This window comes from Stutzerimonas nitrititolerans (genome assembly GCF_003696285.1).
GTDB lineage: Bacteria > Pseudomonadota > Gammaproteobacteria > Pseudomonadales > Pseudomonadaceae > Stutzerimonas > Stutzerimonas nitrititolerans.
On sequence record NZ_RFFL01000005.1, the window covers coordinates 1 to 15,970 of the forward strand.

Annotated in this window: 15 protein-coding genes; 12 read left to right on the forward strand and 3 right to left on the reverse strand. The window is 65.0% G+C overall.

Annotated features, from left to right (window positions below; genetic code table 11):
* From EA795_RS21620 to EA795_RS07305, 6 genes are all read left to right on the forward strand, one after another.
* A partial coding sequence (locus EA795_RS21620; protein WP_009877847.1) for a hypothetical protein occupies window positions 1-67 on the forward strand: 67 nt, incomplete at its 5' end.
* 185 nt (window positions 68-252) lie between these two features.
* Window positions 253-1,536 (forward strand): ethanolamine utilization protein EutH, encoded by a 1,284-nt coding sequence (gene eutH / locus EA795_RS07280; RefSeq protein ID WP_065984354.1) that lies wholly within the window; start codon window positions 253-255, stop codon window positions 1,534-1,536.
* Between the two features lie 111 nt (window positions 1,537-1,647).
* Window positions 1,648-3,042, forward strand: a complete 1,395-nt coding sequence (locus EA795_RS07285) for an ethanolamine ammonia-lyase subunit EutB (RefSeq protein ID WP_122076366.1) — start codon at window positions 1,648-1,650, stop codon at window positions 3,040-3,042.
* Window positions 3,043-3,204: 162 nt separating this feature from the next.
* Window positions 3,205-4,014 carry an ethanolamine ammonia-lyase subunit EutC gene (gene eutC / locus EA795_RS07290; RefSeq protein WP_122076368.1) on the forward strand — a complete coding sequence of 270 codons (810 nt, stop codon included), beginning with the start codon at window positions 3,205-3,207 and terminating at the stop codon, window positions 4,012-4,014.
* A gap of 559 nt (window positions 4,015-4,573) precedes the next feature.
* Window positions 4,574-4,927, forward strand: coding sequence for a rhodanese-like domain-containing protein (locus tag EA795_RS07300; RefSeq protein WP_014852221.1), 354 nt, complete (start codon window positions 4,574-4,576; stop codon window positions 4,925-4,927).
* A gap of 115 nt (window positions 4,928-5,042) precedes the next feature.
* Entirely contained in the window at window positions 5,043-6,140 is a 1,098-nt protein-coding gene (locus EA795_RS07305; protein ID WP_122076372.1) for a mechanosensitive ion channel family protein, read from the forward strand.
* A gap of 44 nt (window positions 6,141-6,184) precedes the next feature.
* On the opposite strand, the gene acs is transcribed toward EA795_RS07305, so the two are convergent.
* Window positions 6,185-8,140: an acetate--CoA ligase gene (gene acs / locus EA795_RS07310; protein ID WP_058073685.1), complete on the reverse strand. Its 1,956-nt coding sequence runs from the start codon at window positions 8,138-8,140 to the stop codon at window positions 6,185-6,187.
* A 299-nt stretch (window positions 8,141-8,439) separates the two neighbouring features.
* On the opposite strand from acs, the gene modA reads away from it, so the two are divergent.
* The 4 genes from modA to EA795_RS07330 are packed head-to-tail and all read left to right on the forward strand — an operon-like array spanning window position 8,440 to window position 11,464.
* On the forward strand, window positions 8,440-9,195 hold the full coding sequence (gene modA, locus EA795_RS07315; RefSeq protein ID WP_122076374.1) for a molybdate ABC transporter substrate-binding protein: 756 nt from the start codon (window positions 8,440-8,442) through the stop codon (window positions 9,193-9,195).
* A 9-nt stretch (window positions 9,196-9,204) separates the two neighbouring features.
* The gene (gene modB, locus EA795_RS07320) at window positions 9,205-9,876 is read left to right on the forward strand and encodes a molybdate ABC transporter permease subunit (protein ID WP_014852217.1); all 672 of its coding nucleotides are present in this window, start codon (window positions 9,205-9,207) and stop codon (window positions 9,874-9,876) included.
* A 13-nt stretch (window positions 9,877-9,889) separates the two neighbouring features.
* Window positions 9,890-10,591, forward strand: a complete 702-nt coding sequence (locus EA795_RS07325; protein ID WP_122076376.1) for an ABC transporter ATP-binding protein — start codon at window positions 9,890-9,892, stop codon at window positions 10,589-10,591.
* Between the two features lie 60 nt (window positions 10,592-10,651).
* Window positions 10,652-11,464, forward strand: a complete 813-nt coding sequence (locus tag EA795_RS07330) for a TOBE domain-containing protein (RefSeq protein WP_014852215.1) — start codon at window positions 10,652-10,654, stop codon at window positions 11,462-11,464.
* An 8-nt stretch (window positions 11,465-11,472) separates the two neighbouring features.
* Here the strand turns inward: EA795_RS07330 and EA795_RS07335 are convergent, their stop codons facing one another.
* The gene (locus EA795_RS07335; protein WP_014852214.1) at window positions 11,473-12,471 is read right to left on the reverse strand and encodes a DctP family TRAP transporter solute-binding subunit; all 999 of its coding nucleotides are present in this window, start codon (window positions 12,469-12,471) and stop codon (window positions 11,473-11,475) included.
* Window positions 12,472-12,602: 131 nt separating this feature from the next.
* Window positions 12,603-13,517: a LysR family transcriptional regulator gene (locus tag EA795_RS07340; RefSeq protein ID WP_014852213.1), complete on the reverse strand. Its 915-nt coding sequence runs from the start codon at window positions 13,515-13,517 to the stop codon at window positions 12,603-12,605.
* Between the two features lie 178 nt (window positions 13,518-13,695).
* Between EA795_RS07340 and EA795_RS07345 the strand changes: the two genes are divergently transcribed.
* Window positions 13,696-14,898: a CaiB/BaiF CoA transferase family protein gene (locus tag EA795_RS07345; RefSeq protein ID WP_122076378.1), complete on the forward strand. Its 1,203-nt coding sequence runs from the start codon at window positions 13,696-13,698 to the stop codon at window positions 14,896-14,898.
* Window positions 14,899-15,013: 115 nt separating this feature from the next.
* Window positions 15,014-15,949: a hydroxymethylglutaryl-CoA lyase gene (locus tag EA795_RS07350; RefSeq protein WP_122076380.1), complete on the forward strand. Its 936-nt coding sequence runs from the start codon at window positions 15,014-15,016 to the stop codon at window positions 15,947-15,949.
* Window positions 15,950-15,970 lie beyond the last annotated feature (21 nt).

Sequence of the window (15,970 nt, forward strand, 5' to 3'; positions counted from 1 at the left end):
CGACCACTACCAGCAGACCAAGAACCTGCTGGTGAGCTACGACATCAACCCGCTCGGTTTTTTCTAAACGCAGCACCGGGGCCGACCTTGCGTGCGTACGGCCCCGGTACAGCCACCGTGATCCTCTCCAGCGGGAGGCGGAACCTCCCCTAAAGAACACCGTGACACCGCTCAAAGCCGTTTTCGGCCTGCCTGGTGCAGCCTTCGATTGGCTTTCTGGCGCTTGGCAAAACATAACAACAGGGCAAAGCAATGGATCAGATCGGTAATTACGTTCTCTACGTCATCATGTTCTGCGCGGTCCTCGGGGCCTTCGCAGCCATACGCGACAGTGAAAAAGGCCTCGGCAAGGAATTCATGGAGGGCATACATGCCACCGGGCACATCTTCGTCCCGGCCGCCGGGATCATGGCGTCCATCCCCTACCTCACGGTATTGATCGAAAGCGTCTTCGGGCCATTCTTCAATGCATTGAATGCCGACCCGGCGCTGGCGGCGACGATGATCATCGCCTCGGACATGGGTGGCTACCACCTCGCCGCCGCCCTGGCCGCCAGCAAGGAGGCCCTGATCATGGCGCTGATCACCGGCTTCATGGGCGGCGCAACCATCGTCTTCTCGATTCCGATGGGCCTGGCCATGCTCGACAAGCGTGACCACAAGTACATGGCGCTGGGCATCATGTCCGGCATCCTCAGCATTCCGATCGGCGTGCTGATCGCCAGCGTCGTGCTGATGCTCAGCAACCCGATGGTGCGCGAAGTGGTCGCCACCAATGGCGAGGCCACCTACCAGTTGGCGATGAGCCTCGGAGGAATCTTCGCCAACCTGCTGCCGATCATCGTCTTCGTGGTGGCGCTGGCGGCCGGCCTGCGCTTCCTGCCGGACCTGATGATCAAGGGCTTCATCGGCTTCGGCCGCGGTATGGACGCGCTGATCAAGCTGGTGCTGGTGTTCTCCATCGTCGAATACTTCACTGGCGTGTTCACCATCGTGCTGGGCGGCTGGGGCTTCGACCCGATCATCGCCGATGCTGAGGACCAGACCCGCGCCCTGGAAACCGCCGGCTACATCGGCATCATGCTGGCCGGCGCCTTCCCGATGGTCTACCTGCTGCGCAAGTACCTCGGCGGCCCCCTGGAAGCCCTGGGCAGCAAGGTCGGCCTGAGCGCCGTCGGCAGCGCCGGCATGCTGGCGACCATCGCCAATATCCTCGCGATGTTCCGCCTGGTGCGCTTCATGCCACCGAAGGACAAAGTGCTCAACATCGCCTTCGGTGTGTGCGCGGCCTTCCTGCTCGGCGACCACCTGTCCTTCACCGCCAACTTCCAGCCGACCATCATCCTGCCGGTGCTGATCGGCAAGATACTCGCCGGCTTTTCCGCCGTGGGCCTCGCCTACTGGCTGTCGGTACCCAAGGCGCTGCAACTGGAACAGCAGGATCGAGCCGCCGGCATCATCGAAGACGGCGAATACCCTGGCTCCGAGCTGCACGGAGGGCCTCTGCCGATTTCGAAAGAAGTCGCCCAGGCCTGACTTCGAGCGCAACAGATGCTGCCGGGGGTGCACGGCCCCACCGGCAGCACGGCGTTCGTCCGGCACCGGCGAAAACAGCCCGTGCCCTCCCCCCGAGACAGGAAACAGATCATGGCAACCTATTCCCACAGCATCGGCGGCCAGACCTGGCGCTTCGACAGCCTGCGCGAGTTGCTGGCCAAGGCCAGCCCACTGCGCTCGGGCGACTGCCTGGCCGGCGTCGCCGCCGCCAGCGACGCCGAACGCGCCGCGGCCCAGATGACCCTGGCCGACGTGCCGCTCAAGCAGTTTCTGAGCGAGGCGGTGATTCCGTATGAAAGCGACGAAGTCACCCGGCTGATCATCGACAGCCATGATGCCGCCGCCTTCGCGCCGGTCAGCCACCTGACGGTGGGCGGCCTGCGCGACTGGCTGCTCGGCGACCAGGCCGGCGAGGCCGAACTGCGTGCCCTGGCGCCGGGCCTGACGCCGGAGATGGCCGCCGCGGTGTCGAAAATCATGCGCGTGCAGGATCTGATCCTGGTGGCGCAGAAGATCCGCGTGGTCACCCGCTTTCGCAACACCATGGGCCTGCGCGGGCACATGTCCACCCGCCTGCAACCCAACCACCCCACCGACGACCCCGCCGGCATCGCCGCCAGCACCCTCGACGGCCTGCTCTACGGCAATGGCGACGCGATGATCGGCATCAACCCGGCCACCGACAGCATGGGTTCGATCTGCACCCTGCTGGAGATGCTCGATGCCGTCATCCAGCGCTACGAGATCCCCACCCAGTCCTGCGTGCTGACCCACGTCACCAGTTCCATCGCCGCCATCGAGCGCGGCGCGCCGCTGGACCTGGTGTTCCAGTCGATCGCCGGCACCGAAGCGGCCAATTCCAGCTTCGGCATCAGCCTCAAGGTGCTTCAGGAAGGTTACGAGGCGGGCCTGAGCCTCAAGCGCGGGACGCTGGGAAACAACCTGATGTACTTCGAGACCGGCCAGGGCAGCGCTCTGTCGGCCAATGCCCATCACGACGTAGACCAGCAGACCTGCGAGGCCCGCGCCTATGCGGTGGCGCGCCATTTCAATCCCTTCCTGGTCAACACCGTGGTCGGCTTCATCGGCCCGGAGTACCTCTACAACGGCAAGCAGATCATCCGCGCCGGGCTGGAGGACCACTTCTGCGGCAAGCTGCTGGGCGTGCCCATGGGCTGTGACATCTGCTACACCAACCACGCCGAAGCCGACCAGGACGACATGGACATGCTGCTGACCCTGCTGGGCGCGGCCGGCATCAACTTCATCATGGGCATTCCCGGCTCCGACGACGTGATGCTCAACTACCAGACCACCTCCTTCCACGACGCACTCTACGCCCGCCAGGTGCTGGGCCTCAGGGTCGCGCCGGAGTTCGAGGCGTGGCTGGCGAAGATGAACATCCTGCGCCAGGACGGCAATCGCCTGCACCTGGGCGACGGACTGCCCGAGCCGTTCCGCCGGGCACTGGAGCAACTGGCGTGATGCATGCCATGAAAACGCCCCGGTTTCGCGCCGAGTGCCCGATCGGTGGAAAACGCTGCGCGGTTTTCCACCCTACGCCGACACACCCACCGCAGCCGTAGGGTGGAAAACGACCGCAGGTCTTTTCCACGCGTCTTGCCGTGATCTCAAAACGAGGTAGCCATGCCCACCCGCTCCCCGACCACGCCCAACCCCTGGCAACAGCTGCGCCAGCTGACCCCGGCGCGCATCGCCCTCGGCCGTGCCGGCACCAGCCTGCCGACCCGCGCCCAGCTGGACTTCCAGTTCGCCCACGCCCAGGCCCGCGACGCCGTGCACCTGCCGTTCGACCATGTCGGTCTGCGTGAGGAACTGCACAACCTCGGTCACCACTCGCTGCTGCTGCACAGCGCCGCCAGCGATCGCCACACCTATCTGCAACGTCCTGACCTGGGCCGGCGCCTGGACGAAGCGTCCGCCGCCCAGCTGGATGACCACGTCAAAGAACACGGCGGCGGCCATGACCTGGCTATCGTTATCGCCGACGGTTTGTCATCGCTCGCCGTCAGCCGCCACAGCCTGCCGTTTCTCGAGCGCCTGCTCGAACAGGTGACCGCCGAAGGCTGGTCGCTGGCCCCCGTGACACTGGTCGAACAGGGCCGGGTGGCGGTGGCCGACGAGGTGGGCGAGCGGCTGGGTGCGAAGATGACGGTGATATTGATCGGCGAACGGCCCGGTCTCAGCTCGCCCGACAGCCTCGGCCTGTACTTCACCTGGGCACCCCGCGTCGGCCTCAACGATGCCTATCGCAACTGCATTTCCAATGTGCGCCTGGAAGGCCTGAGCTACGGCATGGCCACCTTCCGCCTCATGTACCTGATGCGCGAAGCCTGCCGGCGGCAGCTCTCGGGGGTCGACCTCAAGGACGACGCCCAGGTGCCCACCCTGGAAAACCAGGGGCCCGGCAACTTCCTGCTACCGGAGAAGGATTGATCGCCTGAGAAGCCACCGATGCCTCCCGCGTCCCGGCAGGCGCGCCGCTTCGCCGTTACCCCGCGTTGTTCCGTTTCCACCCGCTGTCCCGGACCAGGCGGCGCCGATGTTCCTTTTTCGGCGCCCGGGCCAAACGGGTACTTCGTCGCCGACGAGTGGCATCGAGCGATGTGCGTTGAGCGGTACATCGCGGTTCGCCTGGCTCACCTCCGTGCCCCCGCCTGGTAAAGGGCGCCCGACTTCCCATGTCTCGGGCCGCTGTGGCGAGCACACCAAGCTGCTGGTCTGCAATTTGCTTGTCGAGAAGCAGAAGCAGGGCCTTCCCGACCCAGGCGCACAGGGCGCCGCTATTTCCCGCCTTACCGACAAAACGAAGAACGCCAGGGTGCGACAAATGATCCAAGAGGACATGGCACCAACAACAATAAAAGGGCGCTAGCATGTTCAGACAGAAAAAATTCAGGCAGGCGACGCTGATTCTGGTCGCCACGGCAGTCATTCTGATTCTGCCCAATCTCACCCGCCTCTTCGGCTGATCAGTCACGCAAAGGAGAATTCGATGTATCGCCTGCTCATGATCCTGCTCGCCTTCAGCGCAACGGCAATCGCGGGGGAGATAGACCAGGCCGGGGCACTGGAGGCGCTGAAGCGCCCCGACACCTTGCTGATCGACGTACGAACCGCGGAGGAATATGCCGAAGGCGCGATTCCCGGCTCGGTCCGTATCGGCTCGGAAGAGCTGCGAGCCCGCATCGCGGCCGTCGCGCCAGACAAGGATCAGCCGGTGGTGCTCTACTGCCGCTCCGGTCGCCGTTCTTCCGCCGCGCAGGACCTTCTGCAACAACTGGGCTATCGCCAGGTGATCAATGGCGGCGGCTACGAACAGCTCCGCGAAGCCATCCAGGACCAGTAGTACCGCACACCCGCAACGCTCCCCTTCCCCGCCGTTCCTTCCCCCCTCCACATGGGAACTAATGCAGTGCCTGGGCCACTGAACCATTACGTACCTATGTGGAGGAACCGAAACGATGAATTGGGATGGCCTGCTGGATGAAACGCTCTGGCTGAACATCGCCCTGGTATTGGGCGCCACTTTCGTCAGTTACCTGGTGCTGCAAACCGTCCTCAAGGTCGTCACCAATCGCCTGCGTAAACTGAGCAAGGGCTCGCCGAGCGGCTTCGCCGGCATGGTCGCGGAAATGCTCAGCCGTACCAGCCAGCTGCTGCTCATCGCGATGTCCCTGCTGATCGGCCTGAAGTTTGCGGAACTACCCGACCGCTGGGAATCGGCCATGTCCCATGGCTGGTTCATCGCGCTGGCCTTCCAGATCGCCCTCTGGCTCGATACCGCGGTCCACCTGTGGATGGAGAGCCTCACGCGCGATGGCAAGGCGCGCAATCCGGTGACCACCACCATCATCGGCATCATGCTGCGTATCGTGGTCTGGACCATGATGCTGCTGTCGATCCTCGCCAACCTCGGCGTGGACATCACCGCCATGGTGGCCAGCCTCGGCGTCGGCGGTATCGCCATCGCCCTGGCGGTACAGACATTGCTCAGCGACATCTTCGCCTCGCTCTCCATCGGCATCGACAAGCCGTTCGAGATCGGCGACTTCGTGGTCTTCGGCGATATCGCCGGCACCATCGAGCATATCGGCCTGAAGACCACCCGCATCCGCAGCCTGAGCGGCGAGCAGGTGGTGTGCTCCAACGCCGACCTGCTTTCGCAGACGATCCACAACTACAAGCGCATGAACACGCGGCGGATCGTCTTCAAGTTCGGCATCAGCTACAAGACACCGGCCAGCAAGCTGCGCGAGGTGAGCCTACTGGTTCGGCGGATCATCGAAAGCATCGAGAAGGCCAAGTTCGACCGTGCCCACTTCTTCGCCTTCGATAACAGCCAGCTGACCTACGAGGTCGTCTACATCATGCAGACTGCCGACTACAACGCCTACATGGACGTTCAGGAAGAGATCAACCTGCGTCTGCTCGAAGGCATCCACGAACTCGAGGTGGACTTCGCCTTCCCCATCCGCCAGGTGGAATTCATCGGCGGCGACCTGCCGGAAATGCTGGTTGCCCAGGCACCGCAGGAGCAGGCGGCATCGCCGGCCTCCTGATCGAACCAGGGGGCGGCGAAGACCTGTTCGCCGCCCCGCCTCGATCAGCTGCGCTGGATGGCCTTGTGCGTATCGATCAGTTGCTGCACCACGCCGGGATCGGCCAGGGTCGAAAGATCGCCCAGCGAATCGAAATCGTCCGTGGCGATCTTGCGCAGGATGCGGCGCATGATCTTGCCGGAACGTGTCTTGGGTAACCCGGTCGTCCACTGGATGGTATCCGGCACGGCGATCGGGCCGATTTCCTTGCGCACCCACTGCTGCAGTTCCTGGCGCAGCTGGTCGGTCGGCTCCTCGCCGTGGATCAGCGTGACGTAGACATAGATGCCCTGCCCCTTCACCGGATGCGGCACGCCGACCACGGCCGCCTCGGCGACCTTGCGGTGGGCGACCATGGCGCTTTCTATTTCCGCGGTCCCCATGCGGTGGCCGGAGACGTTCAGCACGTCGTCCACCCGCCCGGTGATCCAGTAGTAGCCATCTTCGTCGCGGCGCGCGCCGTCGCCGGTGAAGTACATGCCGCGGAAGGTCTTGAAGTAGGTGTCGACGAAGCGGTCATGGTCGCGGTAGATGCTGCGCATCTGCCCCGGCCAGGAATCGAGGATCACCAGATTGCCTTCGGCCGCGCCCTCAAGCAGGTTGCCGAGGTTGTCCACCAGGCCCGGCACCACGCCGAAGAAAGGCCGCGTGGCCGAGCCCGGCTTGAGTGCGGTGGCGCCCGGCAATGGGCTGATGAGGATGCCGCCGGTCTCGGTCTGCCACCAGGTGTCGACGATGGGGCAACGCGATTTGCCGACCGTCTCGTAGTACCAGTGCCACGCCTCGGGATTGATCGGCTCGCCGACCGAACCCAGCAGGCGCAGGCTCGAACCATCGGCGCCTTCGACCGCGGCGGAGCCTTCGGCCATCATCGCGCGGATGGCGGTCGGCGCGGTGTAGAGAATGTTCACCTTGTGCTTGTCGATGATCTGGGCGATACGCGTGACGTCCGGGTAGTTGGGCACCCCTTCGTACATCAGCGTGGTCGCGCCGTTGGCCAGCGGACCGTAGACGATGTAGCTGTGCCCGGTGACCCAGCCGACGTCGGCGGTACACCAGAAGACCTCGCCCGGCCGGTAGTCGAATACCCGCTCATGGGTCAGCGACACATACAGCAGGTATCCCGCGCAGGTATGCAGGACACCTTTCGGCTTGCCGGTGGAGCCCGACGTATAAAGGATGAACAAGGGCTCTTCCGCCCCCATTTCCTTCGGCGCGCAGATTTCGCCGGCGACGTGCATCAGCTCGTCGTACCAGATGTCGCGATGCTGGTTCCACTTGATATCGCCGCCAGTGCGGCGCACCACGATGATCTTCTGCACGCAGCGGGTTCGGGGGTTGGTCAGCGCCTCATCGACGTTTTCCTTGAGCGGCACCTTCTTGCCGCCACGCAGCCCTTCGTCGGCGGTGATCACCACCTTCGAGTTGCCGTCGATGATGCGCCCCGCCAGGGCTTCCGGCGAGAAACCGCCGAACACCACCGAATGCACCGCACCGATTCGTGCACAGGCCAACATGGCCACCGCCACCTCGGGAATCATCGGCATGTAGATGGTGACCACGTCGCCGCGATGCACATCCTGGCCGCGCAGGGCGTTGGCGAACTTGCTGACTTCCCGGTGCAGCTCGCGGTAGGTGATGGTCCGCTGCTCCGAAGGGTCGTCGCCTTCCCAGATGATGGCGGGCGCGTCACCGCGTTCCTCCAGGTGACGATCCAGGCAGTTGGCCGACACGTTCAGGGTGCCGTCTGCGAACCACTTGATGTCCACATGGTGATCGTCGAACGAAGTCTGCTTGACCGTGGTGAAGGCCCTGATCCAGTCGAGGCGCGCTGCCTGTTCGCGCCAGAACCCATCGGGATTGACCACCGACTGCTGATACAAGGCCTTGTAGCTGGCCTCGTCGGTCAAAGACTGGGCGGCCACCTCGGGCCGTACCGGATATAGGGACGCAGCACTCATGGCGGTTACCTCTGTCTTGTTGGTTTGCAAAACCTTGTCCAACAGGCGAACCAATCAGCAACCCAAGCGCCTGGCAGACGTTGCATTTGAGCCGATCACCCGGACTGGCGTTCCAAACCCGTGATCAGGCTACCCAGAAGCATAGACCCTGCGTTCGGCGCCGGACGCGGCGATGCCGGCGACACAAGTCCATCCCTCGCTAAGAATGATTTTGCTCGGCTTCGCTTCAGGTCATTCCCATCAGCGCGATATACGTGGTTATATTGCGCTAATCCAGAACCCTTGCGGAGAACAAGCAGATGTCATTTTCGTTGCAATCGCTAGTGGCCGGTCTCGCCCTGCTTACCGCCACCGGTATCGCCCAGGCGGGCGAGCTGACGGTATCCGCCGCCTCCAGTCTGACCAACGCCTTCAAGGAAATCGCCCAGGATTACGAAGCCCTCCACCCGGACGCCAAGGTGCAATTGAACTTCGGCGCTTCCGGAGCGCTGTTGCAGCAGATGGCCAAGGGCGCCCCGGTGGACGTGTTCGCCTCCGCCGATCAGGAAACCATGGATCAGGCCGCCCGACAGAAGCTGATCGAGCCCGGCTCACGACAGGATTTCGCCAACAACGCGCTGGTACTGATAGTGCCGAACGACAGCACGCTGAAACTCGCCCAGCTTGACGACCTCACGCAGCCAGGTGTCGAGAAGGTCGCCATCGGCAACCCGGCCAGCGTGCCGGTCGGCCGCTACAGCCAGCAGGCGCTTGAGGCCGCCGGCCTCTGGAGCGCCATGCAGGCCAAGGCGATCAGCACGCAGAACGTGCGCCAGTCCCTGGACTACGTGGCGCGCGGCGAGGTGGAGGCCGGTTTCGTCTACGCCACCGACGCCAGCGTGATGCAGGACAAGGTCAAGGTCGCCTTCGAGGTACCGCTGGAGGTGAAGATCAGCTACCCGATCGCCCAGACCGCCGACAGCGCCAATGCCGCCGAAGGTCAGCGCTTCATTGCCTACGTGCGCTCACCGGCCGGCCAGGCAGTGCTCGCCCGGTACGGCTTCAAGCAGCCCTGAGCCGCAGCAATGGACTCGGTCTGGATCGCTCTCGCCCTGTCGCTGAAGGTCGCCGGCTGGGCCACGGCCATCACTCTGGTGCTCGGCGTCGCCGTGGGCTACCTGCTGGCGCGCAAGCGCTTTCCCGGCCGCGAGCTGCTCGACACCCTGCTGACGTTGCCGATGGTCATGCCGCCGACCGTGCTCGGCTACTACCTGCTGGTGCTGATGGGCAAGCGCAGCGCTTTCGGCGCCTGGTTGCACGAAAGCTTCGGCATCAACCTGATCTTCACCTGGCAGGGCGCGGTGATCGCCGCTTCCGTCGTCGCCTTTCCGCTGGTGTTCAAGCCGGCGCGCGCGGCCTTCGAAGCGGTGGACGGCCAACTGGAACAGGCAGCGCGGGTACTGGGCATCTCCGAACTCGCAGTGTTCTTTCGCGTTACCCTGCCGCTGGCCTGGCGCGGCATCCTCGCCGGCGTGCTGTTGGCGTTCGCCCGCGCGCTGGGCGAATTCGGTGCCACGCTGATGGTCGCTGGCAGCATCCCCGGCAAGACCCAGACACTCTCCATCGCCGTATACGAAGCGGTGCAGGCCGGCCAGGACGACGTCGCCAACCTGCTGGTGCTGATCACCTCGGCGGTCTGCGTGACCGTGCTGCTGCTTGCCGGCCGCCTGGCGCCTGGGCGCATCGCCAACCGCTGACGGAACACATCCCATGCAACTCGATATCGACATAAGCAAGACCCTGAAGTCCGCCAAGCGCAGTTTCCAGTTGCAGGTGCGTTTCCAGACCGACAGCCAGCGGCTGGTGGTGCTCGGCCCCTCCGGCTCGGGCAAGAGCCTGCTGCTCAAGGCCATCGCCGGGCTGATACGCCCCGACCAAGGCCATATTCACCTCGACGGCACGCCTCTGTTCGATCACGCGGCGAAGATCGACCTGCCTCCGCAACGGCGCCAGGTGGCCTACCTGTTCCAGGACTACGCGCTGTTTCCGCACCTGAACGTGCGGCAGAACATCGGCTTCGGCCTGCGCCGCGGCCTGCTCAATCCGCGCGCCGCGCTCCAGCATGAGGCGGTCGACTACTGGCTGGACGCCTTCCAGCTGCGCCCGGTGGCCGGCCAGTTGCCCGAGGAGCTTTCCGGCGGCCAGCGCCAGCGCACCGCCCTCGCCCGGGCCCTGATCGCCCAGCCCAGGGCGCTGCTGCTCGATGAACCCTTCTCGGCCCTCGACCCGCAGTTGCGCAGCCATATGCGCCGTGAGCTGGACGAACTGCAGCGGCGCCTGCAGGTGCCCATGCTGCTGATCACCCACGACCCCGAGGACGCCGAGGTGTTCGGCGAGCAGGTGCTGCACCTGCGTGAAGGCGTCATCGAAAGTGCGGCAACCGCCCACGAAGCCCTGGCGTTAATCGACTGAAAGTTCGGGCACTTCCCGATATGCTTCGCCGATGAATCGCGAAGGGGCGACGACAGAACCATGGAATCGAACGACAAGAACGTCGAGCTGCACGGCTCGATCTGGCTGACCGTCGATGGCGAGAAGTTCGGCGGACCGGACCGCGTCACGCTGCTGGCCAAGATCGCCGAATGTGGCTCGATCACCCAGGCCGCCAAAGCCATCAAGATGAGCTACAAGGCCGCCTGGGATGCCATCGACACCATGAACAACCTGGCCGGCGAACCGCTGGTCGAGCGCCTGGCCGGGGGCAAGGGCGGCGGCGGCACGCGGCTGACCCAACGGGGCGAACAGCTGGTGGCGAACTTCCGCACCATCGAACGCGAGCACCGACGCTTCGTCGAACAGCTGGGCCGACAGGCCACGGACCTGGCCGACGACTACCTGCTTATCCGGAGAATGGGCATGAAAACCAGCGCGCGCAATCAGTTCCTCGGCACCGTAACCCGGACCAAAAGCGGCGCGGTGAACGATGAGGTCGAACTGGAAATCGCCGGCGGCCAGAAGCTGGTCGCCATCGTCACTCAGGAAAGCACCGAGAGCCTCGGCCTGAAACCCGGCGCCGAAGCCTTCGCGCTGGTCAAGTCCTCCTCGGTCATCCTGATGGACGAGGAAGACGGCACGCGAGTTTCCGCGCGCAACCGCCTGACCGGCACCATCTCGCGCATCCAGCCCGGCGCGGTGAACAGCGAGGTGGTGCTCGACCTGCCCGGCGGCGCCACCCTGGCGGCCATCGTCACCCGCGAGAGCAGCGACACGCTGGAGCTCGCCGTGGGGCGCAAGGTCACGGCGATTTTCAAGGCATCCAGCGTGATCGTCGGCGTACCGGCCTGAGGCCGCTGTCAGTTCCCCGAATTCGCCGCCTGCGCCGCTTCGATCAGGTCCTTGCCGATCTCGTCCTCGAACTTCTTCCAGGCGGGCTGCACCGCTTCACGCCACTTGGCCCGTTCCTCGTCGGTGAGCACCAGGATCTCGCTCTTGCCGGAGGCGACGATGCCCTGCCGGGCCTCCTCGTTGAGCGCTTCGGCCTGACGATTCACCTCGGCGGTGACCTCTTCGATGATCGCCTCCAGCTCGCCGCGCACCGGCGCCGGCAGGCCATTCCAGAACTTGGTGTTGGTGATCAGCAGGTAGTTGCCGATGCCGTGATTGGACTCGGTCATGTATTTCTGCACTTCGTAGTACTTCTGGCTGTAGATGTTCGACCAGGGGTTGTCCTGGGCGTTGACCACGCCGGTCTGCAGGCCTTGGTAGATCTCGGCGAAGGCCATCTTGCGCGGTACCGCGCGCAACGCGGTGTACTGGGCGGCCTGCAGATCCGAAGGCTGCACGCGGAACTTCTGCCCGCGGGCGTCGGCCGGCTCGCGCAGCGGCTTGTTGGCGGTGAACTGGCGCATGCCGTTGAGCCAGTAGGCCAGCCCGGTGATGCCCTTGTCCTCCATGGACTTGAGCATCGCGCGGCCCTTCTCCGACTGCTGGAAGCGCTGGGCGGCGGCCATGTCGTCGAACAGGAACATCAGGTCGAACAGCTGCAGCTGCTTGGTGTACTGCTCGAGCTTGGAAGGCGCCGGAGCGAGCATCTGCACCTGATTCATCAGCAGCGCTTCCATCTCCTTGCCGTCGCCGTACAACGAGGAGTTGGCGAAGACCTGCACCTCGACCTGGCCCGGCAGACGTTCATGCACAAGCTTCTGAAACATCAGGGCGCCCTGCCCCTTGGGCGTGCTGTCGGCGGTGATATGGGAGAACTTGATCAGGATTGGATCGGCCTGGGCGCCGAGAATGGTGAACAGTGCCGAAGCGGCGAGCAGACGGGTAATGCCACGGGTGAGTCGCGCCATGAGGAGCTCCGTTTTGTAGTTGTGTGAGCCATGTGTCCCGGCCGACTCTACTCCGGCAGCCGCGCCCCGCTGAATTGCTATTTGGCCAAGCTTGGCTTCGCCGTTCGCGAAGGCTGCGCCCTTCTATCGCCTTATCCCGCCGTTTCCGGGCCCCTGCCTTCGCGAGCGGTGAGGTATTCGAGCATCTGCCGCGCGGTGACCGAGAGGCTGTCCAGGTTGCGTACGCCGATCTTCAGCTCGCGGCGCGCCCAGGGATCGCTCAGCGGGACGATCGCCACGTCCAGCGCCGGCAGATAGTTGCGCACCACCTGCTCGGGCAGCACGCCGACGCCCATGCCGGTATGGATCATCCGGCAGATCGCCTCGAAGCTGCGCACCTGGATGCGCAGGCGCAGCGGCGTGCCCATCTGCTGGGCCGACTGCTGCAGCAGGGCGTGCAGCGAGGCGTCCTGCTGCAGCCCGATGAAGTCGAAGCCGATCGCATCGCCCAGGGCGATGCGATCGCGCGCCGCCAGCGGATGCTCGCGCGGGGTGACCAGCACCAGCCGGTCCTCGCGGTAATTGAAGACCTGCAGGTCCTCGGCCGGCATGTGCCCGGCGAAGATGCCGATATCCGTCAGCCCCTCGCGCAGCGCGCGCAGGGTGTCGCTGCTGACGCGTTCCTCGAGGTCGATCTTCACTTCCGGGTGCCGGCGGGCGAAGACGCTGAGGTCCTCGGGCAGGAACTCGATCACCGCCGATGTATTGGCGTGGATGCGCACATGGCCCTTCACCCCCTGGCTGAATTCGCTGAGATCGGCATCCAGCTGCTGCAGATTGTCCAGCAGGTTGCGCGCATGGTGCAGCAGCGCGTGGCCCGCCGGCGTCAGCTCGACGCCCTTGGGCTGGCGATAGAGCAGGCTGACGCCGAGCTGGCCCTCCAGATCGCTGACGCGCTTGCTCACCGCCGCCAGGGCGAGGTGCTCGCGCTCGGCGGCGCGGGTCAGGCTGCGCTCGTCGGCGATGGCGACGAACAGGCGCAGGGTGACGAAATCGATACGACGCATGAAGAGCCCTTCCGTATTCGCAGGTGGCGAAGTTTGTATCACCTCAAACCCCGTACTTCAGAGCCTGACGGACAATCCCTTCGCGAAACGCGAAGCATACCTTGGCCATCGATCAATTGTCGGCTTCGCGGGCGTCGGTCATGCTCTGCGCCATGAACCATCCCGCACAGGTGTTGCGATGAGCCAACAGACAGAGAAGAGCCTGCCGCTGCAGGGCCTCAAGGTGATCGAGATGGGCCAGCTGATCGCCGGCCCCTTCGCCAGCAAGCTGCTCGGCGAATTCGGCGCCGAGGTGATCAAGATCGAGCCGCCGAAGGTCGGCGACCCGCTGCGCAAGTGGCGCAAGCTCAAGGACGGCACCTCGCTGTGGTGGCACGTGCAGTCGCGCAACAAGCGCTCGGTGACGCTGGACCTCAAGGCCGCCGAAGGCCAGGCCATTGTCCGCCAACTGGTGGCCGAGGCCGACATCCTGATCGAGAACTTTCGCCCCGGCACGCTGGAGGAATGGGGCCTGGGCTGGAACGAGCTATCGAAGCTCAACCCACGCCTGATCATGCTGCGCATCTCCGGCTACGGCCAGACCGGCCCCTACCGCGACCTGCCGGGCTTCGGCGTGATCGGCGAGGCCATGGGCGGCCTGCGCCACCTGTCCGGCCATCCGGGCCAGCCGCCGGTGCGCGTCGGGGTCAGCATCGGCGACTCGCTGTCCTCGCTCTACGGCGTCATCGGCGTGCTGCTGGCCCTGCAGGAACGCGGTCGCAGCGGCCTGGGCCAGGAGATCGACGTGGCGCTGTACGAGTCGGTGTTCGCCATGATGGAAAGCCTGGTGCCCGAATACGACGCCTTCGGCTACGTCCGCGAGCCGGCCGGCAGCGCGCTGCCCGGCATCACGCCGTCCAACTCCTACCTGTGCCGGGACGGCGCCTACGTGCTGATCGCCGGCAATGGCGACAGCATCTACAAGCGGCTGATGACCCTGATGGGCCGCCCGGACCTGGCCGACGACCCGCGCTTCGCCCACAACGACGGCCGCGCGCAGCACGCCGAGCTGATCGACACGGCCATCGGCGAGTGGACCGCACAGCACGACCGCGACGAGGTGATCGAAGCGCTCAAGGGCGCACGCGTGCCGGCCGGCTATCCCTATACCGCCGCCGACATCGTCGAGGATCCGCACTACCTGGCGCGGCAGATGATCGAGCAGGTCGAGACCTTCGCCGGCCCGTTGAAAGTACCGGGCGTGCTGCCCAAGCTCTCGCGCACGCCGGGACGCATCGGCCATGGCGGCCCACAACTGGGCGAACACACCGACGACGTGCTGGCCGGGCTCGGCCTCACCGACGAACAACGCCAGGGCCTGCGCGAGCGCGGAATCATCTGAAAAAGCCACAAGCTTCATAGGGTGGATGACTTTTCATCCACCGTGACATTCCCGTAACGGTGGATGGGTGGAGCGTCATCCACCCTACGACGCCCAGAACCGACAGGACTCAACCATGAGCAAACGCCTGTATATCCAGGAAGTCGCCACCCGCGACGGCTTCCAGATCGAGCCGGACTTCGTGCCGACCGCGGACAAGATCGCGCTGATCGACCGCCTCTCGCAGACCGGGCTGGCGAAGATCGAGGTCACCTCCTTCACCTCGCCCAAGGCCATCCCCAACCTGCGCGACGCCGAGGAGGTGATGCGCGGCATCCGCCGCGTGCCGGGCGTCGAGTACACCGTGCTGGTGCCCAACGTGAAGGGCTGCGAACGCGCGCTGGCCTGTGCGGTGGACGAGATCAACCTGGTGATGTCGGCCAGCGACACCCACGGCCTGGCCAACCTGCGCATGACGCCCGAGCAGTCGCTGGCGCAGTTCCGCGAGATCATCGAGGTCACCCGCGGCAGCGGGGTGTTCGTCAACGCCTCGTTGTCGACCACCTTCGGCTGCCCCTTCGAGGGCGAGGTGCCGGAGCCGCGCGTGTACGAACTGGTGCAGCGCCTGCTGGAGATCGGCGTGCAGGGCATCACCCTCTGCGACACCACCGGCATGGCCGACCCGACGCAGGTCGAGCGCATCTGCCGCGAGGCGCTGAGCCGTTGGCCCGATGCCGTGTTCACCGCGCATTTCCACAACACCCGCGGCATGGGCCTGGCCAATGCGCTGGCAGCGCTGAACGCCGGCATCGACCGTTTCGACGCGTCCCTGGGCGGGCTGGGTGGGTGCCCTTATGCGCCTGGCGCCAGCGGCAATATCTGCACCGAAGACCTGGTGCACATGTTCCAGCGCATGGGGCAAGCGACCGGTGTCGATCTCGACCAGCTGCTGCAGTGCGCTGCGAGCCTTCCCGAGCTGGTGGGCCATGAAGTGCCCGGCTCGGTGCTCAAGGCCGGCAAAGCCGATCGCCGCTACCCGAAGCCGAAGTGGATGCAGGAAGCGGCGGTCTGATCGAAAGCTGGATGGCTGCCG